The sequence below is a fragment of the Halorubrum sp. B52 genome (assembly GCF_059752555.1).
Map to the genome: position 1 here is coordinate 442,430 of NZ_MWTG01000008.1, position 22,100 is coordinate 464,529.

Below are 22,100 nucleotides of genomic sequence, written 5' to 3' on the forward strand. Positions count from 1 at the left end.
AAAGCGGTCTCGAACCTCGCGCAGACCACGCTCCGCGCCGTCCTCGGCGACATGGAGCTCGACGACACGCTGAACAAGCGCCAGGAGATCAACGCGAAGATCCGCAAGGAGCTGGACGAGCCGACGGACGAGTGGGGGATCCGCGTCGAGAGCGTCGAGGTCCGCGAGGTCAACCCCTCGAAGGACGTCCAGCAGGCGATGGAGCAGCAGACCTCCGCCGAGCGCCGCCGGCGCGCGATGATCCTGGAGGCGCAGGGGGAACGCCGCTCCGCGGTCGAGCAGGCGGAGGGTGACAAGCAGTCGAACATCATCCGCGCGCAGGGGGAAAAACAGAGCCAGATCCTGGAGGCGCAGGGGGACGCGATCTCGACGGTCCTCCGCGCGCGCTCCGCCGAGTCGATGGGCGAGCGCGCCATCATCGAGCGCGGCATGGAGACCCTCGAAGAGATCGGCAAGGGCGAGTCCACGACGTTCGTCCTCCCGCAGGAGCTCACCAGCCTCGTCGGCCGCTACGGCAAGGCGCTCTCCGGCTCCGACGTCCAAGAGATGGAGGGGCTCGAGGGCAAGGAGTTCGACGACAACACCCGGAAGATGCTCGGGCTCGACGACATCGACGAGATCCTCGGTCAGATCGAGGAGTCCGCCGAGATGGACGTCGAGGAGCTGGAGAAGGAGGCCGAGGCGGTCAAGGCGGGCGGCGCCGGGGCGGACATCAAGTCCGCGGACGAGGTCATTCAGGAGATGGACGAGGAGCCGGTCGACGAAGAGGTCGAGCGGGAGACCTGATCGGCCCGCGACGGAGCCGGTCGCGGAACCGGTAGCACGACCGGATCCGCCGATTCCGCCCCGAACGAAGTGCTTTTGTCTCGGGGTCGACTATCCTCCCGCGTGACTGATGGGTTCGACGGACGGAAGCGCGAGACGCTCCGGCGGTTCGCCGCCATCGGAGCCGCCGCGCCGTTCGTCGGAACCGCGAGCGCCGACGGGGAGGAAGACCCCAACGAGACGCGCGAGGCGATCCGCGGCTACGTGCCGACGACCCCCGGCGCCCACTTCTCGAAGCTCCGCGACGACCTCCGGCTCGGGACCGGCGAGGCGCAGTACCACCTCCGGAAGCTGGAGGAGGCGGGCGAGATCGAGTCGGCGAAGGACGCCGACTACCGCCGGTACTTCCCGGCGGGCCGGTTCGACGAGCTCGACAAGCGCGCGCTCGGCTACCTCCGCCGCGACACGCCCCGCGGGATGATCCTCGCGCTGCTGCGCGACCCGAACGCGACGGGGGCGGAGCTCGCGGCCGATTTCGGCGTCTCTCGGCCGACGATCAGCGCCGCGGCCGCCGCGCTCGACGACGCCGGGCTGCTCGACCGGACGGACGGCTACGCGCTGACCGAGCCCGAGCGGCTGCTCACGCTCGTGGTCCGGTACGCCGACTCGTTCGACGCCGACGCCGTCGCGTTCGCCGACGACGCCGCAGAACTCGTCGCCTACGACCCGTAGTCGACGGACGTGGCCGACGACGCCGTTTCCCGACCCCCCCCTCGCCGCTACTCCGTGACCATCCACGTCGTGCCGGAGGAGTACCCCCACTTTTCGACGTCGATATCGGCGGCCGCGTCGGCGACGGCGCTCATGTTCGCGCCGACTTCCTTCGCGGAGAGGTCGAGGTCGTCGGCGATCAGCCGCGACTTGAAGTACGTCCGGTCGCCGGCGTTCTCGCGCAGGTACCCCAGGATCCGCGCCTGTTTCGCGGAGAGGCCGGCGGGCTCGACGACAACCGCGTCCGATTGGACCGTGCTCATACCCGATACAGGCGACGTCCGCCCATAAGCGGGTTGGTAGACTCGGTTAACACGCCGCGGTCGTGCTGTTTCCCCGCCGAATGCCCCCACCGAGCACCGGACCGGTCTCCGGTTTCGGTACGAACACCGAACCGCGACGTTCGGTTCGATCGACCGCCGCCGATTCAGTACAGGTCGGAGACGAACGGACCGAGCGCTCCGGCTACCGCCGTCGCCAGCGCGTCGGCGCGGTCGACGCGACCGGCCGTGAGCGCCCCCGCAGCGCCCCCGCGCCTCGCGACGCCCGACGTGTCGAGGACGTCGTCCATCACCGGGCCGAGCTCCTCTCCCCCAGCGATTCGCGCGGCGACGTCGTCGGGGAGGGCGACGCTCGGTCCGCCCCCGCGGCCAGTCCGCGACCCGTCCGAGACCGCCGCCCACATGACGAGGAACAGCTCGTCGGCGCCGTCGAACCGCGCGACGCCGCCCTCGATACCGACGCCGAGGTCGTACGCTCCGGCGTCGAGGACCGCCGCGGCGCGGTTCTCCGCGCCGGCGATCGTCTCGGCGTGTCCGGTGGGTTGCTCGCTCACGCCCGACGGGACGGGGACCGACTCGACCGCGACGGTCGTCGGGTCCGCGGCGGCCTCGTCGACGAGGTCGCGCCCCCGCGGCGACTCCAGGACCCGTTCGACCGCGCGCCGCTTCACCGGGTTGCCGCTGCCGACGCCGACTCGCATACCGGCGGTTGGGCGACGGGGTACGAATAGGCGTCGGGTCGGTTCCGGGGGCGGACTCCGGGGACGGCTACCGAGTCGACTCCGGGAACGCCTCCGGATGGAACAGCTCGGCCAGCCGCTCGACGCCGTCGATCAGCGCCGGGCTCGGTTGGTTCAGGAGGGAGTCGTCGATCACGTGGACGGGCGCGTCGACGGTCCAGTCGCGCTCCGCGACGGTCGCGGGGTCGATCCGGTCGCCGCGCCCGCAGACGTGGACGACCAGGTGGTCGGGGTCGGCCGCCTCGACGCTCGCGGGGTCGACCTCGCGGGAGCGCTCGCCGGGGTCGACGAAGGGGTAGCGACCGCCGGCGGCGCGCACGGCGTCGGGCACCCAGTTGCCGGCGGCCATCGGCGGGTCCGACCACTCCTCGCAGTAGACCGTCGGGAGCGGGCGGTCCGCCACCGCCTCGGCGACCCGGTCGAGCCGCTCGCAGGACTCCTCTGCCAGTCGCTCCCCTGCCTCCGGTCGATCCACGTCGGCGCCGCGGGCGACGAACGTCGCGATCGCCTCGTCGAGGGTGGCGGGCTCGCGGTGTCGGACGTCGAAGCCGCGCTCGCGGCAGTCCTCGGTGAGGTCGGCCTGGAGGCCGTCGCTCGTGAGAACGACGTCCGGGTCGAGCGCGGCGACGCGGTCGAGGTCCGGGTTGAGCCAGCCGCCGACGGTCTCCGGAATCTCCTCGTCGTGCGCCGATCCGGGGTGTGCCGACTCGGAGTGCACCGATCCGGCGTCGGCCGGCGGGTCGCAGTGGGCGGTGACGCCGACGAGGGTCTCGGCGGCGCCCAGAGCGGTCACCGTCGCGGTCGCGCTCGGAGCCAGCGAGACGACGCGGGGAGCGGTCATCGACTCGCTCTCGGGACGCCGGCGGCCCAAGCGTTTCGGTCGGCGGAGGGTCGGCGGTCGCCCGGGCGGCGGTCGGGTCGGGTTGGGCCGGCTCGGGGATCGTGTCACTCGCCGAAAACGCGTGATAGATCGTGTCCTTTCGTCGGGTTTCCGGCGACACGTTCCGGTCGTTTTAAGTTCGGTTCCGCCGTCTATCGGGTAAGATCGCTCTCGGACCGTGTTCAGTTACCGAGAGGGGGTTTAGCCATGAGTGAACGATTACACACGCGGGGGAGTCGCTCCCGAACGGAGACCGACGAGGAGGAATCGGAACGAACCGACGAGACGCTCAGCTGTCCGGAGTGCGACGGGAACGTCATCAACGACGAGGAGCACGGCGAGAGCGTCTGCGCCGACTGCGGCCTCGTCGTCGAGGCCGACTCGGTCGACCGCGGGCCGGAGTGGCGCGCCTTCGACTCCCGCGAGAAGGACGAGAAGAGCCGCGTCGGCGCCCCGACGACCAACACGATGCACGACAAGGGGCTCTCGACGAACATCGACTGGCGCGACAAGGACGCGTACGGCCGGTCGCTCGGCGCGCGCCAGCGCCAGAAGATGCAGCGGCTCCGCAAGTGGAACGAGCGGTTCCGCACCCGCGACTCCAAGGAGCGCAACCTGAAGCAGGCGCTCGGCGAGATCGACCGCATGGCCAGCGCGCAGGGGCTCCCGGACAACGTCCGCGAGACCGCCTCCGTCATCTACCGCCGCGCGCTCGACGAGGATCTCCTGCCGGGCCGCTCCATCGAGGGCGTCTCCACCTCCTGCGTGTACGCCGCCGCGCGGATGGCCGGCGTCCCGCGCTCGCTCGACGAGATCGCCGACGTCTCCCGCGTCGAGAAGGCCGAGATCGCCCGGACGTACCGCTACGTCGTCCGCGAGCTCAAGCTGGAAGTGAAGCCGGCGGACCCCGAGCAGTACGTCCCCCGCTTCGCCTCCGACCTGGAGCTCTCCGAGGAGTCGGAGATGCGCGCGAAGAGCCTCCTGCGCAACGCCAAGGAGAAGGGCGTCCACTCCGGCAAATCGCCGGTCGGCCTCGCGGCCGCCGCCGTCTACGCCGCCGCCCTCCTCACCAACGAGAAGACGACGCAGGCCGCGGTCTCGGAGGTCGCCGACATCAGCGAGGTCACCATCCGGAACCGCTACCACGAGCTGTTGGAGGCCGAGGACGGCCTCGTCGCGTAGGGCGGCGTCGCTTCCGCTGTTTCTGAGCCCCGGTTCGGGCCGGACGCACACACATAAGTCCCCGCCCCCGGAACCCCCGGGTATGTTCGAGGAGTTCGTCCTGACCGCGAGCACGGCCGACCTCTCGGAGGAGCCGCGCGCCCGCGAGCACGCCGACGCCGCGGAGTTCCGGATGGACCTCGCGGACGCTCCGCTCGCCCAGCTCGACGCCTACGACGGGGAGCTCCCGCTCCTCGTCACGAACCGCGCGTCGTGGGAGGGCGGCGAGGCCGATGACCTGGGTCGGTACGACGCGCTCTCGACCGCGCTCGGACACGACGCGGTCGCCGCGGTCGACGTCGAGCTCGCCGCCCTCCGCGGGAACGCTCCCGAGGGCGAGCGGTCGCACGCGACCGCCCTCCGCGACACGGCCCGCGAGGAGGACGTCAGCGTCGTCGTCTCCGTCCACGACTTCGAGTCGACGCCGGAGCCCGCCGCGCTCGTCGACCTGCTCGCCGACGCGGCGAGCGAGGGCGACGTGGGGAAGCTGGCGACGACCGCGGCCGCGCCCGGAGACGCGCTCGCGATGATCGAGGCGACTCACGAGGCGACCGCGGCCGGCCACCGCGTCGCGACGATGTGCATGGGCGAGCCCGGCCGCCACACTCGCGCGGTCACGCCCCTCTACGGCTCGAAGATCGGCTACGCGCCCGTCGACCCCGCGAACGCGACCGCGCCCGGGCAGTACCCGCTCGCGACGCTCCGCCGGCTCGTCGACGGGCTGCGGGAGGGCGAGACGGACGGGTGAGTTACTATAAATAAACGTGCGGTGGCGCGTGCCTCCGAGCGGCCGGTAGGCCGCGAGGAGCACGCGCGAGGGAGTCGCTGGCGCCGCCGGCGCCAGCGACGAGGCTGGGGAGGCGTGAGGTGCGGGGCGGTTGCGGTCGGGCGGGACTCAAAGGGGCAGCCGGGAGGGCGGGGCAGGCGACGCAAGCACCGCAGGAACGAGCGCAGCGAGTGACGAGGAGCGCAGCGAGCGTGCGCCGCCCTCCCGGCTGGGGCTTTGGAGGTGTTCAGCGTCGAATCACCGATCGCATTCGGCCGAGCGGCTGGGGCTTTGTGGACGTTCATCGCGCCATCGACGATTGATAAGCGGTGAGTCAGACCGGCGTCGGTACTCTCCGGCGCAACACCGCACTGTGTTTATAAATAACCGCCTCACTCACCGTCCGATTTCCCACAGATCAAGTCCGAGAGCCAAACCGCTTTAGGAGCGCCCCCGTAAGGGGCGGTAATGGCGACGTGCGACGTCTGTGGGGAGTACGAGAACCTCCCGTACCAGTGTAAGCGGTGCGGCCAGACGTTCTGCGCCGAGCACCGTCTGCCGGAGAACCACGACTGCCCGGGGCTCTCGCAGTGGAACGACCCCGGCGGCGTGTTCGACAGCGGCTTCGACGAGAGCGTCGAGGCGGGCGGGTCGGGCGCCTCCGGCGGCGAGTCCGCGGGCGTCGCGGACCGCGTCAAGCGCCGCATCGACCGCGAAACGAGCACGGGCGGGCTCGTGAGCTACGTCCGCGGCAACGCGACGTACGCCCTGTTGGCGGCGATGTGGGTCACGTTCCTCGCGCAGTGGGCCGTGACGCTCACGCTCGGCGAGGCCGCCCACAGCCAGATCTTCGTCCTCCGCTCGGACGCGATCGGTAACGTCTGGACCTGGTTCACCTCCGTGCTCTCGCACTCTCGGCTCCAGCTGTTCCACATCATCGGCAACAGCATCGTGATCCTGTTCTTCGGCCCGCTTGTCGAGCGCGCGGTCGGCTCGCGCCGCTTCGTGGCGTTCTTCTTCGGGGCGGGGATCCTCGCCGGTCTCGGCCACGTCCTGTTCGCGGTCGCGACGAACGCCCCGACGACGGGCGTGCTCGGGGCCAGCGGCGCCGGCTTCGCGATCCTCGGCGTGCTCACCGTCTGGCGGCCGAACATGCAGGTGCTGCTGTTCTTCGTCATCCCGATGAAGATCAAGTACCTCACGTGGGGGATCGCGCTGATCTCGGCGGTGCTCGTGATCCAGACTGGGACGGGCGGCGTCGGCGGCATCGCCCACCTCGCGCACCTGATCGGCTTCGCGATCGGGCTCGCGTTCGGGAAGCGCAACGAGAGCCTCGCGCGGTCCGCGGGCGGTCCCGGCGGGATGAGCATGGGCGGCGTACGCGGCCCGCGCGGTCCGGGCGGCCCCGGCGGCGGGCGCTTTTAAATGTCGCCGCCGGATTCGGCGCGGTCGCCGCCGGTCGACCCCGACGACGTCGAACGCCCGGAGTTCCTCCCGGATCCCGCCCTCTCTCGAGCCGAGATGGAGTCGCTCCAGCGCGAGCTGGCCGCGACGGCGACGTTCGCGGACGACCACGGGCTCGACCCGGCCGCGGTCGCGATCGACGACCCCGCGGATCTGACCGACGGGCTCCCGGACGCACACCAGGAGTCGCTCCCGGGGACGCACGACGACGCGGGCGGTCCCGACGCGCCGGTCGTGGTCGGCGTCGATCAGGCGTTCCTGACCCCGGACGACGGCGAGGACAGGGCGGTTTCCGCCGCGGTCGCGGTCCGCGACGGGGTCGTGATCGAGTACGCGAGCGCGACCACGCCGCTCTCGATCCCGTACGTCCCGGGTCTCCTCGCGTTCCGCGAGGGGGAGCCGATGCTGGCCGCGCTGGACGCGCTCGACGCCGAGCCGGACCTGTTGGTCTGTGACGGCTCCGGCCGGATCCACTTCCGGGAGGCCGGCATCGCGACCCACGTCGGCGTCCTGCTCGACGTCCCGAGCGTCGGCGTCGCGAAGCGCCTGCTGTGCGGCGACCCCGACGAGCCGACCGACGAGCGGCCCGAGGGGTGGCGGACGCCGATCCGCGCCGACGACCCGGTCGAGACTGTCGAGAGGGGCGCCGACGCGGCCGACGCAGCCGACGCGGCCGCCGACGCCCCCGTTGTCGGCCACGCCTTCCAGTCGCGGCAGTACCCGAACAGCCGCCGCGTGAATCCCCTGTACGTGAGTCCCGGGCACCGGGTCTCGACCGAGACGACCGTCGAACTGGTCGACGCGCTGTGCGCGGGGTACAAGCTCCCCGAGCCGACCCGGCTCGCGGACGCGTACGCGGACGCCGCGAAGCGCGGGGAGGACTGACTCGCGAATCCGCCCGAATCTTCCGAGCCATCGCCGCTCGATCCTGGCACGGACTGTTACGGACCGCCGGTTTATATATCGTGGCCCGCGAACGCGAAGACATGGGAGACGAAGACACGGACGGACCGATGTCTGCCGAGGAGTTCCGCTCGCTGCGCGACGGGCTGGTGCGTCAGAGCTCCGGCGGGGGGACGACCGTTTATAAGAACGCCGCCGGCGTCGGCTGCCCGAACCCGGACTGCGACCGCGGCGTGTTCCAGACGCTGTTCGTCAGCGACCACGGCTGGCAGCAGATCGGCGCCACTAGGGACGGGATCGACCTCTGTCTGTGTAACACCGAGACGAAGCGGCTCGTCTTCATCCACGACGAGTGACGCGACCGTGAGCGACGAGTCTGATCCGGTCGCGACGTTACGTGACCACCTCGCGGCCACCGAGGAGCGCCCGGTGGAGCGCGAGGCCGGCTGGCGACTCGGCGAGGCCCAGGCGCTGGCCGCGGAGATCGCCGAGGGCGAGGTCGACGACGCGACCGTCGTCCGACGAGCCGCGGAGATCCGGACGCTGCTCGCGGAAGTCGACGGGACCGGCGACCCGGAGGCAGACGATCACGTCGACGCCGCGCGGGAGCTCGCGGCCCGGATCGCGAACCGGCCGGACGGCGAGTGACCGCACGGTCTCGACGGCCGGCGACTCAGTCGTCCGCCGTCGACTCTCCGCTCGCGTCCGCCGCACACCGGTTCGGTCCGAGCTCTAACTCGATCGCCGCGGTCTCGTCCGACGGCGACTCGACCCCGCGGTTCGCCGCGATGACGGCCTCGTAGTTCGGCGGCTTCTCCGGGAGGGTCGCGGTGATCCGCTCCACGAACGCCTCGCGGTCGAGTCCGAGCACATCCAGCTCCCGTCGCGCCGCCCCCACGGTCGTCGTCACCGGCTCGCCGGGCACCACGTCACCGGTCGTCCCGTCGTTCCCGACCGCGAAGTGGCCGGGACAGACGACGACGTCGTCGGGCTCCGCGAGCAGCGTCCCGTGGAGCGAGTCGTACAGCTGTGTCGCGCCGTGGGTCGCGTCCGCCGCGTCCGCGGAACCGTCCGGCGTCTCTTTCGCGCTCTCGTCGGCGTCCCCGAACTGTAGCTCCGTCCGGCCGACGCTGTCGGTGAACAGCGCGTCTCCGGTGAGCACCGCCGACCGACCGACGAGGTAGCTCGCCATGTCTGAGGTGTGACCGGGGGTCGCGAGCGCCTTCACGTCGACGCCGCCGACGTCGAGCGTCTCGTTTCGCGCGAGGGGTTCGAACGCGTCCGCCACGTCGCGCTCGGCGGCCGCCGCCGGGAGGTAGTAGGAGACGCCGAGCTCGTCGGCGAGGTCCCGACCGCCGGAGAGGTGGTCGGCGTGGACGTGGGTGTCGAGGACCGCCGCGATCGACGCGTCGCGCTCGGCGGCCGCCTCCCGCCACTCGTCGCCGTGACGCGAGACGTCGACAGCGATGGCGACGCGGTCGGAGCCATCGGGATCGGCGATGGCGACGCGGTCGGAGCCGTCGGTCCCAGCTTCGGATGCCCGCCCGCCCACCACGAGATACCCCAGACACCCCTTCGCGCGCCGCTGGATCTGGACGACGTCGAGGGGGTCGTCGCCGGCGTCGGGGAGCGGGACCGCGGTCCGGTCGTACACGCCCGACCAGCCGCGCATCCCGTCCGCGACGACCGTCACGTCGTCGTACCCCGCCGCTTCGAGCTCCTCGGCGAAGTCGAGCGAGGCCTTCCCCTTCGCGCAGACCGTGACGACGGCGTCGTCGGGTCCGACTCCGGTCTCGGCCGCGAAGTCGTCGGCGTCGAACTCGTGGAACGGCTTGTAGAAGTAGTGGACCGAGTCGGCGATCCGCCAGCTCTCGTAGCTCTCGTCCGGCCGCGTGTCGACGAGGGCGAAGGACCGCTCGCCGCGGCGGCGCTCGTCGATCCTGTCGCGGAACGCGTCGGCGTCGATGACGGTCGGCATGGTCGCCGCTTGGCGCCGAACGGCAAAACGCTGTGCGGTGGGGTTCGGCCGTAGCCGCGCTCCCTCGCGCCCGCGATGGGTGGGCTTCGCGATGGACAGGCTTTAGCCGAGCGACCGGACAGGTGTGCGCATGGTCGAGGCGTTCGCGGTCGCCAGCGGGAAGGGCGGCACGGGCAAGACGACGAGCACGCTCGCGCTCGGGATGGCGTTGGCCGACGAGCATGACGTCACCGTCGTCGACGCCGACACGGGAATGGCGAACCTCCTCTTTCACGCCGGGCTCGACGACGCGGCGCTCACCCTCCACGACTTACTCGTCGAGGGGACCGCGACCGACGTCGCGGAGGCGACGTACGACCGCTTCGGGCTCTCGGTCGTTCCCTGCGGCACGTCGCTCGCGGGATTCGAGGCGGCCGAGCCGGGTCGGCTCCGCGACGTGGTCGCCGAGCTCGCGAGCGACACCGACGTGCTCCTGCTCGACTCGCCGGCCGCGCTCGGCTCGAAGTCGGCGGTGCTCCCGGTCGTCCTCGCGGACCGGGTCGTCGTCGTCGTCGAGCCGACGATCCCCGCGCTCTCGGACGGGCTGAAGGTCCAGGAGTACGCCCGCTCGTACGGCACCGAGACGGCGGGCGTCCTGTTCAACAAGGTCCGGGACGACGCCGCGGACGTGGCCGAACAGGCCGAGCGCCACTTCGGCGGTCCGGTGCTCGCCCGGGTCCCCGACAGCGACGTGGTCCGAGACGCGCGCCGCGCCGGCGAACCCCTCCTCGCGCACGCGCCGGAGAGCGACGCGGCGGCCGGCTACCGACGGGCGGCGGCCCGGCTCGACGTGCGCGACGGCGACGGCGACGCGGTCGCCGACCGGTTCCGGAGCGCGGTCGTGCCCGACACGCCATGACGGGTTCCGCCGACGGAGCGGCGGGATCGAGTGAGCCGAACGAGGCCCCCGAGCTCCGGATCCCTCGCGGGACCCTCCTCCGGTCGCGCGTCGTCTCCGACGTGGCCACGACGCTCTCGCGGGCGCTGGACCGCGGGCTGACCGGGTACGCGACACTCGTCCCGCAGGAGACGCTCCTGTTGGAAGGGGACGCGCGCGGCGTCCTCACCTTCGCGGACGGGGTTCCCGTGCTCGCGTACAACACGGTGAGCGACAGCGGCGGCCCCGACGCGCTCGCTGAGATCGCGGTGCCCGGCCCGTACCGGGTCGAGCTGTACGCGGTCGACGGCGACGGGCTCGACGCGGCCCACGAGGAGGACGCGCTCCGCGTCGCGCCGGGCGCGGCGGCCACGGAGCTCGCGGACGACCCGTCGCTCGCCGACCGCACCCGCGAGCGGGCGCCCGACGAGCGGCTGGCCGACCCGGAGGCGGACGACGCCGACGCCGTCGCGGCGTTCCTCGCGGACGACGACCGGATCGAGGCGATCCGCGAGCAGGCGCGCGAGGAGGCGGCCGAGCGCGCCGACGAGTGGGGGCTCGACGCGGCGCTCGCGGACGACTCCGGCGACGTCGACGGTGAGGCCGAACTCGGTCGTACTCCGGAGCGTTGAGCGGAGCGGTTTTGTCGGCCGCGGGCGTAGTCGGGCCATCACGGTCCTCCGACTCCTCCGGCTGACGGGCCCCGCCGACTTCGCGGACTGGTACGCGGCGAGCCGCGCGTACACCCGGCACGTCGCCGACGGCATGGGGCTCGCCGGCGTCGACGCGGTCGACGGCGCGCGGGTCGTCGACCGGCTCCGGACCGACCACGCGACGCTGTCGCCCGCCGAGGCGCGGTCGGTCGCGGCGACGCTGCTCGCCGACGGCGCCTTCTCCGAGCCCTACTGCGAGTGGCTGCCGACGTGGTACGAGCTCGCGCTCCTCGCGCCGGTGCGGTACGGCGATCGGCGCCTCCGGCGCGTCGCCGCCGCGGTTGCGGGGGCCGCCGGGGTGACGGTGACGGCCCCGCGGTTCTCCCGCCCTCGGGACGTGACGATCGACGGTCGACCGGCGCTCGCCCGCGTCTCGGGGTTCCGCGACCGCTTTCTCCTCGCCGACGCGCTGTTACATCTGGAGTGGTTCGTCCACGCCGCCGCGGCCGACGGCATCGACGTCCCGTCCGCCCTCGTCGAGCGGACCCGCGAGGAGTCGCTGTCCTACTACGCCGGCGACCGGACGTCGCTCTCGCCGCGCGTTCGCCGGTTCCAGCGCCTCCTGTTCGCCGACGACGCGTGGGTCCGCCGGGTGAACGATCGGTACGGCCTGCAGAGCCGGCTGTTCGGCGTCTGGGAGCGGATCCTCCGCGCGGAGCGCGAGCGGCTCGCCGGCGAGTGACCGTCCGCGGAGTGCTGTTACAACTTCTGTAACACGTTACGGTTCCTGACTCTCCTGTCGGGAGGTAAGTATAGGATAAACGGGGATGTAGGACGGGTTACGAACCGACGGACGGTTCGTCGTTCCCTGACTGCTTCGGCCCTCTCCCCACGTTCGCGCTCTGCGACCAACTCTTCGGCGCGCTCTGCGACCAACTCTTCGGCGCGCTCTGCGACCCGCTCCCCGCGTTCGATCCCTTGAGCGACCGCGGCGGCCGGCTCCGGCCGCGCCCCTCGGCCCACCCGTAACTCGCGACTGAGTAAGCTTTTATTCACCGTTTCACAGGCCGGAAGCTTCATAGGTCGGCTCGCGGATCCTCCGGGTACACGAATGGCAGTACTCTGGCTGGAGGACGTCGACGCCGACGACGTCGGGACCGTCGGCGGGAAGGCCGCTTCGCTCGGTGAACTCATCGGCGCCGGACTCCCGGTTCCCCCGGGATTCGCCGTCACCGCGGGCACGTACCGGACCTTCATCGAGGAGGCGGGGATCGACGAGGAGCTGTTCTCGGCGGTCGACGTCGACCCCGAGGACTCCGCCGCGCTCCGCGCGGCCGAGGAGCGCGCCGAAGAGCTGATCCTGGAGACGCCGTTCCCCGAGGAGGTACGCGAGGAGATCCTGGAACGGTACCGCTCGATGGGCGACGGGGACGACGAGGCGTTCGTCGCCGTGCGCTCCTCCGCGACCGCCGAGGACCTCCCGGACTCCTCGTTCGCGGGGCAACAGGAGACGTTCCTCAACGTCCGCGAGGACGATCTGCTGCGCCGCGTGAAGGAGTGCTGGGCGTCGCTGTTCACCCAGCGGGCGATCTACTACCGCCAGCAGCGGGGGTTCCCGCACGCCGACGTCGACATCGCGGTCGTCGTCCAGCGGATGGTCGACGCCGAGAAGTCCGGCGTGATGTTCACCAGCCACCCCTCGACCGGCGACCCGCAGATCACCATCGAGGCCGCGTGGGGGCTCGGCGAGGCGGTCGTCTCCGGGACGGTTTCCCCCGACAACTACGTGTACGACCGCGAGCGCGGCGCCGTCGACGAGGTCACCGTCGCGGACAAGAAGGTGGAGATGGTGAAAGACGACGAGACGGGCGAGACCGTCCAGCTCGACGTCGACGAGGAGCGCCGCACCGCGCGGGTGCTCTCCGACGCGGAGATCGAGGAGCTGGTCGCGCTCGGCGAGCGCGTCGAGGACCACTACGGGACCCCTCAGGACGTCGAGTGGGCGATCCGCGACGGCGAGATCTACATGCTCCAGTCGCGGCCGATCACGACGATTCAGGAGGACGAGAGCGGCGGTGACGAGGCCGGAACCGCCGGCGAGACCGCCGCGGGCGACGCGGGATCGGAGCGGGCCGGCGTCGCTGACGGAAAAGGCCGCGGCGACGGGGACGACGAGGACGTCCTCGTCGACGGGCTCGGGGCCAGCCCGGGGGTCGTCTCCGGCGCGGTCCGGATCGTCCACAAGCTCGACCACCTCGACCAGGTCCAGGAGGGCGACGTGATGGTCACGGAGATGACGATGCCGGACATGGTCCCGGCGATGAAGCGCGCCGCGGGGATCGTCACCGACGAGGGCGGGATGACGAGCCACGCCGCGATCATCTCCCGCGAGCTCGGCGTCCCGGCCGTCGTCGGAACCGGCAACGGGACGCGGCTGCTCGAGGACGGCCAGCAGGTCACCCTCGACGGCGACAAGGGAACCGTGCGCGCCGGGGCCGACGACGAGGCCGAGTCCGGCGAGGAGTTCGAGCCCGTGGAGGCGGCCCGCCCCGAGACGCCGGTGAAGCCGATGACGGCGACGGAGGTGAAGGTGAACGTCTCGATCCCCGAGGCGGCCGAGCGCGCGGCCGCGACGGGGGCCGACGGGGTCGGCCTCCTCCGGATCGAACACATGGTGCTCTCGCTCGGGAAGACGCCCGAGAAGTACATCGCCGACCACGGCGCCCGCGCCTACCAGGACGAGCTGATCGAGGGCGTCCGCCGCGTCGCCGACGAGTTCTACCCGCGGCCGGTCCGCGTGCGCACCATCGACGCGCCCACCGACGAGTTCCGCGAGCTGGAGGGCGGCGAGGGCGAGCCGAACGAACACAACCCGATGCTCGGCTGGCGCGGGATCCGACGCAGTCTCGACAAACCGGACCCGTTCCGGCAGGAGCTCGCGGCGTTCGCGCGCCTCTTCGACATGGGGTACGACAACCTGGAGGTGATGTTCCCCCTCGTCAACGACGCGGCCGACATCGAGGCCGTCACGGGACACATGCGCGACGCCGGCATCGACCCGGAGACGCACCGCTGGGGCGTGATGATCGAGACGCCCGCGAGCGCGCTGCAGATCGAGGAGCTGGCGAACGCCGGGATCGACTTCGCCTCGTTCGGGACCAACGACCTCACGCAGTACACGCTGGCGGTCGACCGCAACAACGAGCACGTCGCCGACCGGTTCGACGAGCTCCACCCCGCCGTGCTCAGGCTCATCGGCGACACGATCGAGACGTGCCGCGAGCTCGGCGTCGACACGAGCATCTGCGGGCAGGCCGGCTCGAAGACGGAGATGGTCGAGTTCCTCGTCGAGGAGGGGGTCTCCTCCATCTCGGCGAACATCGACGCGGTCCGCGACGTGCAACACGAGGTGAAGCGGACCGAACAGCGGCTCCTCCTCGACTCGGTGCGCTGACGGGACCGGTCTCTCCGGCGGCCGCGAGCCGCGATCTCCCAGTCCGGCGGCCGCGAGCGCGGTCCGCCGTCGGGCGGCCGCGAGACCCGAGAGCGGAACGAGTAAGACCCTCCGCGGTAACGGTCTCCCGAATGCAGCAGCCCGAGCCGCAGTCGTTCGACCGGGTGCTCTCCTCGATGTGTACCGAGCCGCACCCCGCGGCCCGGGCGGCGGCCGAGCGCTACCTCGCGACGAACCCCGGCGACCCGGCCACCTACGAGGCGGTCGCGTCGCTGGAGGAGCGCGCGGTCGAGCTGCTCGCGACCCTCGCGGACCACCCGACGCCGACCGACGCGACGGGCTACGTCGCCTCCGGCGGGACCGAGGCGAACGTGCAGGCGGTCCGCTCCGCCCGAAACCGGCACGACGCGAGCGACGTCAACGTCGTCGTCCCCGAGAGCGGCCACTTCTCGTTCCACAAGGCCGCGGAGCTGCTCGACGTGGAGCTCCGGACGGTCCCCGTCGACGGCGACTACCGGGCCCGGAGCGACGCGGTCGCGGCCGCGGTCGACGACGCCACCGCCCTGGTCGTCGGCGTCGCCGGCAGCACGGAGTACGGGCGCGTCGACCCGATCCCGGCGCTGACCGAGATCGCCCACGACGCCGGCGCGCTGATGCACGTCGACGCCGCGTGGGGCGGGTTCCTCCTCCCGTTCGCGGACCGCGCGTGGTCGTTCGGCGACGCCCCGGTCGACACGCTGACGATCGACCCCCACAAGTTCGGGCGGGCGCCGGTGCCGGCCGGCGGGCTCCTCGCCCGCGACCCGGCCGCGCTCGACGCGCTCGCGGTCGACACGCCGTACCTGGAGACGCGAGAGCAGGCGACGCTGACCGGGACCCGGAGCGGCGCCGGCGTCGCCGGCGCGGTCGCCGCGATGGAGGCGCTGTGGCCCGACGGCTACCGCGAGGCGACCGAGCGGGCGACCGAGAACGCCGCGTGGCTCGCCGACGCCCTCGCGGAGCGCGGCTACGACGTCGTCGAGCCGACGCTCCCGCTCGTCGCCGCGGCGCTCCCCGAGGCCGAGTTCGACGCGCTCCGGGAGGCCGACTGGAAGGTATCGCGGACGGCCGCGGGCGAGCTCCGCGTCGTCTGCATGCCCCACGTGACGCGCGAGGCGCTCCGGGCGTTCGTCGCGGACCTCGACCGGATACGGGAGTGAGGGCGTCGTCGCCTACTCCGCCCCGTCGGCGGCGTACGTCTCCAGCGCCGCCAGCCGCCCGTCCGCGACGTCGAAGACGTCGACGAACGCGAACACTTCGTCACCGTCGGCGTCCAGCAGCCGCCCGCGGACCGCGACGCCGGGGCCCGACGGGTACACCGCGTCGACGGCGTGGGTCGTGTCCGTCATCGGCCGCTCGTCGCGCATGAACGCCACGAAGCGGTCGCGTCCCTCGAAGGTGCGGTCCGGACGCCGCTGCACGAAGTCGGGATCGAGCAGCCCGCGGAGCCGCTCGTAGTCGCCGGCGTCGAGCGCCTCGTAGTAGGCGCGGGCGAGCCCCTCGGGGTCCGCGGCCGACGAGGCGGTCACGACGCGAGCGCCTCGAACTCCTCGGCGGAGGTGCGCGTCCCCTTCGAGATCACGGCGTCGCCGGGGCGGAGGACGGTGTCGATGTCGTGGCCGATCAGCCACCCCTCGTCGGGGCGGCGGATCGCGATCACGCTCGTGGAGACGTCGGTCGTCGGGATCCCGTTCTCGACGCTCGCGCCCGCGAGGTCGCTCCCCTCTCGGACCACCGTGCGCGCGATAATCTCGTCGGACTCCTGGACCGCCATCTCCACGACCGGGTGGACGCCGAGGTCGCGCGCGACGCCCTCGGTGATCTCCAAGGCGGCGTCCGAGATCTCCTCGGTGGCGACGCCGAGGTGGATCAGCCCGCGGAGCGAGACGGGGTCGTCGGCCTCGCGCGCGGCCCGGAGCGTCCACGCCTCGAACCGCGACTGGAGCGCGTCGACCTCGATCTCGAGGTTGGACACCTCCTCGGCGAGCTCCTCGTTGTTGAACAGGATCGAGCCGTACGCGAGGTCGACCGCGAGCTCGGAGAGGTTCTTCATCAGCACGATGGAGTCGACCGCGCGCTCCAGGTCGTCGATCGCGGGCTCGACCGGCTCCTCCGGCTCGAACGGCTCGCCCGTCAGCTCGGGGTACGCCTCGGCGACGCCCGTCTCCGGCCCGCGCAGGAGCGCCACGTCGCCGGCCTCGAGCCGCGTCTTCGGACCGGGGTTGAGGATCCAGTCGTCGTCGCGCCGGATCGCGATGACGCGAACCCCCGTCTTCGACTCCAGGTCGATGTCCTTGAGCGTGCGACCGGCGTAGCCGGAGTCCGGCGCGACGGCGCCGCGGATGAGCGTCTCGACGCCCCCGGTGAGCGCGCCGCGCATCGCGTCGGGGAGGCCGATCTCCTCGGTGACGATCTTCGCGATGTCGCCCGCGGCGTCGGAGATCTTGTCGGCCGCGCCGACCACGCCGAGCACCGGGGCGAGCGTCTCGGCCTCGTCGGGGCTCCGGGCCGCGAGCATGAGGCTCATCCGCGCGCGCATCTGGAGGACGTCCATCCGGTGTTCCAGCTCGACGACCTCCTCGGCGATCGTCGGGCTCCCGTGGAGCACCGCCGAGTACGACAGGTCGATCAGAAGCTCCGCGGTGTCTTTCATCTCCACGAGCAGGTCCTTCACGCTCGTCGGCTCGTACGTGACCGACAGCGGCGACTCCCGCCGGTCGAATCGTCCCATGCGAACACCCTCTCCGGCGCCGAGTAAAAGGCTTGTTGCGGGCCGTTCTCGCCGATTCGGCGCGGGACGCGCTCAGGCGCCGTTCCCGGCCGCGTCGCCGGCGACGTAGGCGGGCGACGCCTCGGTCCCACCGGTTCCGTCCCCGTCGACGCGCTCCGCGAGGTCGACGAGCGCCAGCCACGCCAGCAGCCGGGTCGTCCGGTCGCGCCACGTCGCCTCCCACTCCGGGTTGCGGGCGCGGTCGTGTCGCGGCACCGACTCGCGGGTCGCCTCGAACAGCGCGTCGGGCGTGAGAGGGTCCTCCCGCGTCGCCTCCCGGAGCGCCGCGAGCGCCTCCGGCACGAGCAGGACGCCCTCGCGGAGCCCCTCGCGGACCAGCTCGGGGGTCGGTTCCGCGTCGGCCCGCACGAAGCCCCGCGGCGTCTCTCGGACGAGCCCGAGCGCGCGGAGGAACGCGAGCCAGTCGTTCGCGGTCTGACGGTCGGGGAGGCCACACCGGTCGCGGAGGCGAGCGCAGCAGTCGTCGGTGCTGCCGGGCACGAGCGGCACCGCCCGCTGAAGCTCGCGGAGGTCGTCGAGAGCGGCCGGGGGGTCGGGGACGGGCTTGAGTCGCATCGAACCGACCGGGTCAGCGGTAGTCGAACGACTCGGCGAGCAGCTCCTCGTCCGTCTCGCCGACGGCGTAGACGGGCCCGTCGACGACGTCGACGGTGACCTTCGCGGGCGCGAAGACGCGCTCGTCGACCTCGTAGAAGTCCCAGTCCGCCTCCTCGAACACCTCGACGAAGGGGGTGCCGTACTCCTCGCGGGCGGTCGAGACGATCTGGTCGAAGCGGTCGTCGTCGCGGGCGACCTGCAGGTGGACCTCGCCGCCGTAGGCGAGGGCGTCGTTCGTCCGCCCCATCGCGAGGTCCTCGTCGCGGGTCACGGGCGCCATCGGCGCCGCACCCGAGGCGTGGAGCACGTCGGTCGGCTCGTAGCCGAGCTCCAGCAGGCGGAAGACGGCGAGCTCCGCGGCGCGGGCCGCGGTGGCGACCGAGCCGGCGGTCGAGCCCGTGGCGTACGCCGGGAGGAAGACGCCCTCGGCGTCGACCTCGGCGAGGTCGGCGACGTGCTCGGCGACCTCCTCGGTCGGGAGCTCGGTCGACTCCACCGCGAGCGTGGCGAACTCCGAGGAGTCGTAGTAGCCGACGCGCTCGAACTCCGCCTCCTGCCCGACGAGCGCGCGGGCGGGGCCGGACCCGAGCCCCTCGTAGCCGGACTCGAAGCCGAGCTCCCAGCCGGCCTTCTGCGAGCAGAGCAGCGCGATCGCCGGGTGGTCCGTCGACAGTTCCACGTACTGGCGGGGCGCGCCGGCGACCTCGCCCATTCGGGTGCGGAGGTTCGCGAGGCCGGCAGTCTGGATCTCGGCGAGCAACAGCCCCGCCTCGACGCCGCCGGCGGCGTCGATCCCGAAGTCGACGACCGTGGCGCCGTTCTCCAGCTCGTAGCCGACGACGTCGAGCTCGCCGGCGAAGTCGAGCGCCTCGTCGACGAGCTCGATCGCGGTCCGGTTGATGCTTTCCATACTCGATACGTTTCGCTCCCCGGTTAAGGGGTTTGTCTGTTGGCGTCGCTCTCGGGCGACGCCGCCCTCCGCATCGGTCAGTCGTCGCCGTCTACGCAGATCGGTCGGCGTCGACTGCTCGGATCAGTCGCCGTCCCCGGCCGAGACCGGTTCGACGCGGAAGACGTACCCCTCGTACGCGCTGTCGAGATTGGCCGGGCCTTCCGCGGCCGCGTGGTCCACGCAGAGGAGGGCGGTCGCCTCGACGGCGCCCGTTCCGGTGTCCTCCTGATACCGCTCGGTGACCTCGAACGCGGCGGGCTCGTCGCAGCCCCGCCGGTAGCACGTCGGCGGACCGTTCTCCGACGGTTCCGCCTCGTCGCCGCGCTCGCGGGCCTCGGAGATGTCGCGCTCGATCCGTCGGCGCTCCTCGTCGCGGGCCTGCTTATCGCGCCCCGATTTGGTGTCCGGCATGCCTGACCCGTAACGCCTCACGGGGATAATTGTACGGTCGATCGTGATGGGTCTGTCTACGCTTCGTTCGCAGCGTCGTATTACCAGAACCCGCCGTCGGAGTCGCCGGCGTCCCCGACCCCGCTCGGCCCGCTCGGCCCCCGCGGACCGCTCGGCCGCGGGTCGGGGTCGATCTCGACCAGCTCGCTCTCGGCGCGCGGGTCGACCTCTCGTCCCTCGTCGTACCGGACGAACGAGAGGTAGAACGGCTCGCCGCAGCCGGGGTCGTCGCCGTCGCGGCCTCCGCCGTCGCCGCCGCCGACACCGTCGCCGTCGACCTCCCCGCCGACGTCGGTCCCGCGCACCCCGTCGCGCGGGTCCCAGACGACGCCGTCGCTCTCGCCGCAGACGAACCTCACGCCGTCGACGTCGTCTTCGTCCTCGAACGACTCCGCGGGGGAGACGTACGTCCAGCCCTCGAGGGGGTACGGCGTCACCGCCTTGTCCGCGAGGTAGCCGTCGCGCTCCAGCTCGACGAGGGTCCCGCAGTGCGGGCAGTAGTAGGTGACCGGATAGCTCATGGCGGGAGTACGGGCGCCGTTTTTAAACGCCCGTCGCCGGCACGTCGGCCCTCGCCGCCGGTCCCCGCCGACGGGTGAGACGCCGACGCCGCTCGCGCCCGGATCAACATATTCACTACAACCCGTCACGAACCGGGTGGTATGAGCTCGGACGACGTCTCCCGGCGCGCGTTCATGCGGACCGCGGGCGGCGCGACCGCTGCCGCCGGGGCGGCGACGGCGACGGCGGGGACCGCGGCGGCACAGGAGGAACAGCCGGTCTGGCCGAGCGGGGCCAGCAGCGGGAACGTCGGGTCGTATCAGGACGCCCGCGGCGAGAGCGAGGTGACGGTAGCGGTCGGCGCGGGCGACAGCGGTCTCGCCTTCGACCCGACCCTCCTGTGGGTCGACACCGGCACCACGATCACCTTCGAATGGACGGGGAACGGCGGCGCCCACAACGTCCAGACCGTCGAGGGCGGCGGCCCGGCGAGCCTCGACAGCGGCGACCCGGTCGGCGAGGAGGGGGCGACCTACGAGTACGAGGTGACCGAGGAGGACGCCGGCATCACTCACTACCACTGCGTCCCCCACACCGCGGTCGGCATGCACGCCGGCCTCGCCGTCGGCGGGGACGTCGAGACCGAGTCGACCGGCGGCGGCGGCGGCGGCTCGAACGCCGTCTTCGTCCCGCAGGGCGCCCGCGCACTCGGCGTCGCCACGTTCATCGCGATGGTGAGCACGCTCGGGCTGGCGTTCGTCTTCATGAAGTACGGCGGGACGATAACCGGCGACGAGGAGTAGTCGGCGTTCGGAGCGACCGCGCGGTGGTCGGCGGGCCCGTCGCCGACCCGAGATTTCGACCCGCCTTTTTCAGTTCACTCGCCGAGGAGCCCGCGGTACGCCTCGACGTACCGATCCAACACCGCGTCGCGGTCGTAGCTCGCGAAGTCGCGCTCGATCGGCTTCCGCTCGAGGTCGCCGACGGCGACGAACTCGTCCGCGAGCTCGGCCGGGCTCGTGACGAGGCGGCCGCGCTCGCGGCCCTCCACGAGCTCGTGGGCGCTGGAGTCCGCCTGGTACTCGACGAGGGCGACGCAGCCGCACGCGAGCGCCCACAAAAGCTCCGTCGCGAACGTCTCCCACGTCGCCGTGGCGGCGACGACGTGGGTCCCCTTGAACAGCTCGACGCGCTCGCGGCGCGGGAGGTCGCCGAGGAACGACACCCGGTCGTCGATCCGGAGGTCGCTCGCGGTCGCCTCGATCCGCTCGCGCTCGGGACCGTCGCCGACGACGGCGGCGGTCCAGTCGCGCCCGCGGAGCTCCGCGAGTCCGAGCAGGAACGTCTCGACGTTGGCGTGGCGGTCCAGGCGCCGGGCGTACACCGCGTCGAACCGGTCGTCGACGCCGGCCGACTCGACGAGGTCGAAGTCGACGCTCTCCGGGACGACACGCACGTCGTCGCCGTCGGCGCCGTGCTCGCGGACCCGCGTCTTCGTCGTCCGCGAGGGGGTCGTGACCGCGTCGGCGCTCCGGGCGAGGAGCCGGTAGCGGCGGGCGGCGTCCGCGGGGTGGTCGCGCCACCAGTCGACGACGACCGGCGTCCGCGTCAGCGTCCCCGCGACCGTCGCGCCGAGCCCCGGCGTCGGCGGGCTGTTGACCGCGTGGACGACGTCGGGACTCGCTCGGCGGAGCGCGAGCGGCAGCCGCGCCGCGAACGCCGTCGGCGACGGGTCCGCCGTCACCGACCGGTACTCGATCCCCTCCTCCTCGAAGACGTCGTGGTCGCCGCCCCACCAGCGCGCGCAGAGCCAGACGACCTCGTGGCCGCGGGCGGCGAACCCGCGGGCGACCCGTCGCGTCCGCTCCCGGGACGGCGTGTCGCCGTGACCCGGGGCGAGAAGCGAGACGAACGCGACGCGCATACGGCGACCGGACGGCGGGCCCGGATAAAAAGACACGGCATCGCCGCGGGGGTG

25 protein-coding genes are annotated in these 22,100 nt (G+C 72.3%); 14 read left to right on the plus strand and 11 right to left on the minus strand.

Annotated elements, in window-relative coordinates; genetic code table 11:
* Together B4V04_RS08015 and B4V04_RS08020 are read left to right on the plus strand one after the other, a co-directional pair.
* Positions 1-786: SPFH domain-containing protein (locus B4V04_RS08015; protein WP_498230670.1), on the plus strand; the 786-nt coding region annotated here is incomplete at its 5' end.
* 102 nt (positions 787-888) lie between these two features.
* Positions 889-1,497 (plus strand): winged helix-turn-helix transcriptional regulator, encoded by a 609-nt coding sequence (locus B4V04_RS08020; protein WP_498230672.1) that lies wholly within the window; start codon positions 889-891, stop codon positions 1,495-1,497.
* A 47-nt stretch (positions 1,498-1,544) separates the two neighbouring features.
* Here B4V04_RS08020 and B4V04_RS08025 read toward each other — a convergent pair whose 3' ends face one another.
* From B4V04_RS08025 to B4V04_RS08035, 3 genes are all read right to left on the minus strand, one after another.
* A complete protein-coding gene (locus B4V04_RS08025) occupies positions 1,545-1,799 on the minus strand; it encodes a DUF7123 family protein (RefSeq protein ID WP_144799465.1) in 255 nt (84 codons plus the stop codon).
* Between the two features lie 164 nt (positions 1,800-1,963).
* A complete protein-coding gene (locus B4V04_RS08030; protein ID WP_498230674.1) occupies positions 1,964-2,518 on the minus strand; it encodes a DUF84 family protein in 555 nt (184 codons plus the stop codon).
* A gap of 67 nt (positions 2,519-2,585) precedes the next feature.
* Positions 2,586-3,398 carry a cobalamin-binding protein gene (locus tag B4V04_RS08035; RefSeq protein WP_498230676.1) on the minus strand — a complete coding sequence of 271 codons (813 nt, stop codon included), beginning with the start codon at positions 3,396-3,398 and terminating at the stop codon, positions 2,586-2,588.
* Between the two features lie 246 nt (positions 3,399-3,644).
* Between B4V04_RS08035 and B4V04_RS08040 the strand changes: the two genes are divergently transcribed.
* From B4V04_RS08040 to B4V04_RS08065, 6 genes are all read left to right on the plus strand, one after another.
* Positions 3,645-4,619, plus strand: coding sequence for a transcription initiation factor IIB (locus B4V04_RS08040; RefSeq protein WP_144799462.1), 975 nt, complete (start codon positions 3,645-3,647; stop codon positions 4,617-4,619).
* 82 nt (positions 4,620-4,701) lie between these two features.
* A complete protein-coding gene (locus B4V04_RS08045; RefSeq protein WP_498230677.1) occupies positions 4,702-5,406 on the plus strand; it encodes a type I 3-dehydroquinate dehydratase in 705 nt (234 codons plus the stop codon).
* A 486-nt stretch (positions 5,407-5,892) separates the two neighbouring features.
* Positions 5,893-6,849 carry a rhomboid family intramembrane serine protease gene (locus tag B4V04_RS08050; protein ID WP_498230678.1) on the plus strand — a complete coding sequence of 319 codons (957 nt, stop codon included), beginning with the start codon at positions 5,893-5,895 and terminating at the stop codon, positions 6,847-6,849.
* Entirely contained in the window at positions 6,850-7,773 is a 924-nt protein-coding gene (locus tag B4V04_RS08055) for an endonuclease V (RefSeq protein ID WP_498230680.1), read from the plus strand.
* 101 nt (positions 7,774-7,874) lie between these two features.
* Positions 7,875-8,147, plus strand: coding sequence for a DUF7385 family protein (locus tag B4V04_RS08060; protein WP_049906210.1), 273 nt, complete (start codon positions 7,875-7,877; stop codon positions 8,145-8,147).
* A 7-nt stretch (positions 8,148-8,154) separates the two neighbouring features.
* The gene (locus B4V04_RS08065) at positions 8,155-8,439 is read left to right on the plus strand and encodes a DUF8152 family protein (RefSeq protein WP_498230681.1); all 285 of its coding nucleotides are present in this window, start codon (positions 8,155-8,157) and stop codon (positions 8,437-8,439) included.
* Positions 8,440-8,464: 25 nt separating this feature from the next.
* Here the strand turns inward: B4V04_RS08065 and B4V04_RS08070 are convergent, their stop codons facing one another.
* Entirely contained in the window at positions 8,465-9,769 is a 1,305-nt protein-coding gene (locus tag B4V04_RS08070; RefSeq protein ID WP_498230683.1) for an MBL fold metallo-hydrolase, read from the minus strand.
* A 130-nt stretch (positions 9,770-9,899) separates the two neighbouring features.
* Between B4V04_RS08070 and B4V04_RS08075 the strand changes: the two genes are divergently transcribed.
* The 5 genes from B4V04_RS08075 to mfnA all read left to right on the plus strand — a co-directional run bounded on the left by B4V04_RS08075 (position 9,900) and on the right by mfnA (position 15,991).
* On the plus strand, positions 9,900-10,667 hold the full coding sequence (locus tag B4V04_RS08075; protein WP_498230684.1) for a nucleotide-binding protein: 768 nt from the start codon (positions 9,900-9,902) through the stop codon (positions 10,665-10,667).
* Positions 10,664-11,317, plus strand: a complete 654-nt coding sequence (locus B4V04_RS08080; RefSeq protein WP_498230686.1) for a DUF8054 family protein — start codon at positions 10,664-10,666, stop codon at positions 11,315-11,317. The genes B4V04_RS08075 and B4V04_RS08080 overlap by 4 nt, the downstream gene beginning before the upstream one ends.
* 37 nt (positions 11,318-11,354) lie before the next feature.
* Positions 11,355-12,080 (plus strand): DUF8116 family protein, encoded by a 726-nt coding sequence (locus B4V04_RS08085; RefSeq protein ID WP_498230844.1) that lies wholly within the window; start codon positions 11,355-11,357, stop codon positions 12,078-12,080.
* A 369-nt stretch (positions 12,081-12,449) separates the two neighbouring features.
* Positions 12,450-14,792, plus strand: coding sequence for a phosphoenolpyruvate synthase (ppsA, locus tag B4V04_RS08090; protein WP_498230688.1), 2,343 nt, complete (start codon positions 12,450-12,452; stop codon positions 14,790-14,792).
* A 131-nt stretch (positions 14,793-14,923) separates the two neighbouring features.
* Positions 14,924-15,991, plus strand: coding sequence for a tyrosine decarboxylase MfnA (mfnA, locus tag B4V04_RS08095; protein ID WP_498230690.1), 1,068 nt, complete (start codon positions 14,924-14,926; stop codon positions 15,989-15,991).
* 12 nt (positions 15,992-16,003) lie between these two features.
* Here mfnA and B4V04_RS08100 read toward each other — a convergent pair whose 3' ends face one another.
* The 6 genes from B4V04_RS08100 to B4V04_RS08125 form a co-directional block, all read right to left on the minus strand.
* Complete coding sequence (locus B4V04_RS08100) at positions 16,004-16,360, minus strand: nuclear transport factor 2 family protein (RefSeq protein ID WP_498230692.1); 357 nt, start codon at positions 16,358-16,360, stop codon at positions 16,004-16,006.
* Positions 16,357-17,562, minus strand: a complete 1,206-nt coding sequence (locus tag B4V04_RS08105) for a potassium channel family protein (protein ID WP_498230694.1) — start codon at positions 17,560-17,562, stop codon at positions 16,357-16,359. The genes B4V04_RS08100 and B4V04_RS08105 overlap by 4 nt, the downstream gene beginning before the upstream one ends.
* A 72-nt stretch (positions 17,563-17,634) precedes the next feature.
* The gene (locus tag B4V04_RS08110) at positions 17,635-18,177 is read right to left on the minus strand and encodes a double winged helix-containing putative transcriptional regulator (protein WP_498230695.1); all 543 of its coding nucleotides are present in this window, start codon (positions 18,175-18,177) and stop codon (positions 17,635-17,637) included.
* A 13-nt stretch (positions 18,178-18,190) separates the two neighbouring features.
* A complete protein-coding gene (gene mch / locus B4V04_RS08115; protein WP_498230697.1) occupies positions 18,191-19,129 on the minus strand; it encodes a methenyltetrahydromethanopterin cyclohydrolase in 939 nt (312 codons plus the stop codon).
* Positions 19,130-19,252: 123 nt separating this feature from the next.
* Positions 19,253-19,582: a hypothetical protein gene (locus B4V04_RS08120; RefSeq protein ID WP_498230699.1), complete on the minus strand. Its 330-nt coding sequence runs from the start codon at positions 19,580-19,582 to the stop codon at positions 19,253-19,255.
* Positions 19,583-19,662: 80 nt separating this feature from the next.
* Positions 19,663-20,142: a DUF7969 family protein gene (locus B4V04_RS08125; protein WP_498230701.1), complete on the minus strand. Its 480-nt coding sequence runs from the start codon at positions 20,140-20,142 to the stop codon at positions 19,663-19,665.
* A 141-nt stretch (positions 20,143-20,283) separates the two neighbouring features.
* Here B4V04_RS08125 and B4V04_RS08130 point away from each other — a divergent pair, with 141 nt between their 5' ends.
* On the plus strand, positions 20,284-20,925 hold the full coding sequence (locus B4V04_RS08130; protein ID WP_498230702.1) for a halocyanin domain-containing protein: 642 nt from the start codon (positions 20,284-20,286) through the stop codon (positions 20,923-20,925).
* Positions 20,926-20,999: 74 nt separating this feature from the next.
* Here the strand turns inward: B4V04_RS08130 and B4V04_RS08135 are convergent, their stop codons facing one another.
* A complete protein-coding gene (locus B4V04_RS08135) occupies positions 21,000-22,046 on the minus strand; it encodes a glycosyltransferase (RefSeq protein ID WP_498230704.1) in 1,047 nt (348 codons plus the stop codon).
* Between the last annotated feature and the right edge of the window lie 54 nt (positions 22,047-22,100).

What these genes read in the sequence shown, in the direction of transcription:
- B4V04_RS08025 (WP_144799465.1), bottom strand. Translation starts at nt 1,799, where the DNA reads ATGAGCACGGTCCAATCGGACGCGGTTGTCGTCGAGCCCGCCGGCCTC.
- B4V04_RS08030 (WP_498230674.1), bottom strand. Translation starts at nt 2,518, where the DNA reads ATGCGAGTCGGCGTCGGCAGCGGCAACCCGGTGAAGCGGCGCGCGGTC.
- B4V04_RS08035 (WP_498230676.1), bottom strand. Translation starts at nt 3,398, where the DNA reads ATGACCGCTCCCCGCGTCGTCTCGCTGGCTCCGAGCGCGACCGCGACG.
- B4V04_RS08040 (WP_144799462.1), top strand. Translation starts at nt 3,645, where the DNA reads ATGAGTGAACGATTACACACGCGGGGGAGTCGCTCCCGAACGGAGACC.
- B4V04_RS08045 (WP_498230677.1), top strand. Translation starts at nt 4,702, where the DNA reads ATGTTCGAGGAGTTCGTCCTGACCGCGAGCACGGCCGACCTCTCGGAG.
- B4V04_RS08050 (WP_498230678.1), top strand. Translation starts at nt 5,893, where the DNA reads ATGGCGACGTGCGACGTCTGTGGGGAGTACGAGAACCTCCCGTACCAG.
- B4V04_RS08055 (WP_498230680.1), top strand. Translation starts at nt 6,850, where the DNA reads ATGTCGCCGCCGGATTCGGCGCGGTCGCCGCCGGTCGACCCCGACGAC.
- B4V04_RS08060 (WP_049906210.1), top strand. Translation starts at nt 7,875, where the DNA reads ATGGGAGACGAAGACACGGACGGACCGATGTCTGCCGAGGAGTTCCGC.
- B4V04_RS08070 (WP_498230683.1), bottom strand. Translation starts at nt 9,769, where the DNA reads ATGCCGACCGTCATCGACGCCGACGCGTTCCGCGACAGGATCGACGAG.
- B4V04_RS08075 (WP_498230684.1), top strand. Translation starts at nt 9,900, where the DNA reads ATGGTCGAGGCGTTCGCGGTCGCCAGCGGGAAGGGCGGCACGGGCAAG.
- B4V04_RS08080 (WP_498230686.1), top strand. Translation starts at nt 10,664, where the DNA reads ATGACGGGTTCCGCCGACGGAGCGGCGGGATCGAGTGAGCCGAACGAG.
- ppsA (WP_498230688.1), top strand. Translation starts at nt 12,450, where the DNA reads ATGGCAGTACTCTGGCTGGAGGACGTCGACGCCGACGACGTCGGGACC.
- mfnA (WP_498230690.1), top strand. Translation starts at nt 14,924, where the DNA reads ATGCAGCAGCCCGAGCCGCAGTCGTTCGACCGGGTGCTCTCCTCGATG.
- B4V04_RS08105 (WP_498230694.1), bottom strand. Translation starts at nt 17,562, where the DNA reads ATGGGACGATTCGACCGGCGGGAGTCGCCGCTGTCGGTCACGTACGAG.
- B4V04_RS08110 (WP_498230695.1), bottom strand. Translation starts at nt 18,177, where the DNA reads ATGCGACTCAAGCCCGTCCCCGACCCCCCGGCCGCTCTCGACGACCTC.
- mch (WP_498230697.1), bottom strand. Translation starts at nt 19,129, where the DNA reads ATGGAAAGCATCAACCGGACCGCGATCGAGCTCGTCGACGAGGCGCTC.
- B4V04_RS08120 (WP_498230699.1), bottom strand. Translation starts at nt 19,582, where the DNA reads ATGCCGGACACCAAATCGGGGCGCGATAAGCAGGCCCGCGACGAGGAG.
- B4V04_RS08125 (WP_498230701.1), bottom strand. Translation starts at nt 20,142, where the DNA reads ATGAGCTATCCGGTCACCTACTACTGCCCGCACTGCGGGACCCTCGTC.
- B4V04_RS08130 (WP_498230702.1), top strand. Translation starts at nt 20,284, where the DNA reads ATGAGCTCGGACGACGTCTCCCGGCGCGCGTTCATGCGGACCGCGGGC.
- B4V04_RS08135 (WP_498230704.1), bottom strand. Translation starts at nt 22,046, where the DNA reads ATGCGCGTCGCGTTCGTCTCGCTTCTCGCCCCGGGTCACGGCGACACG.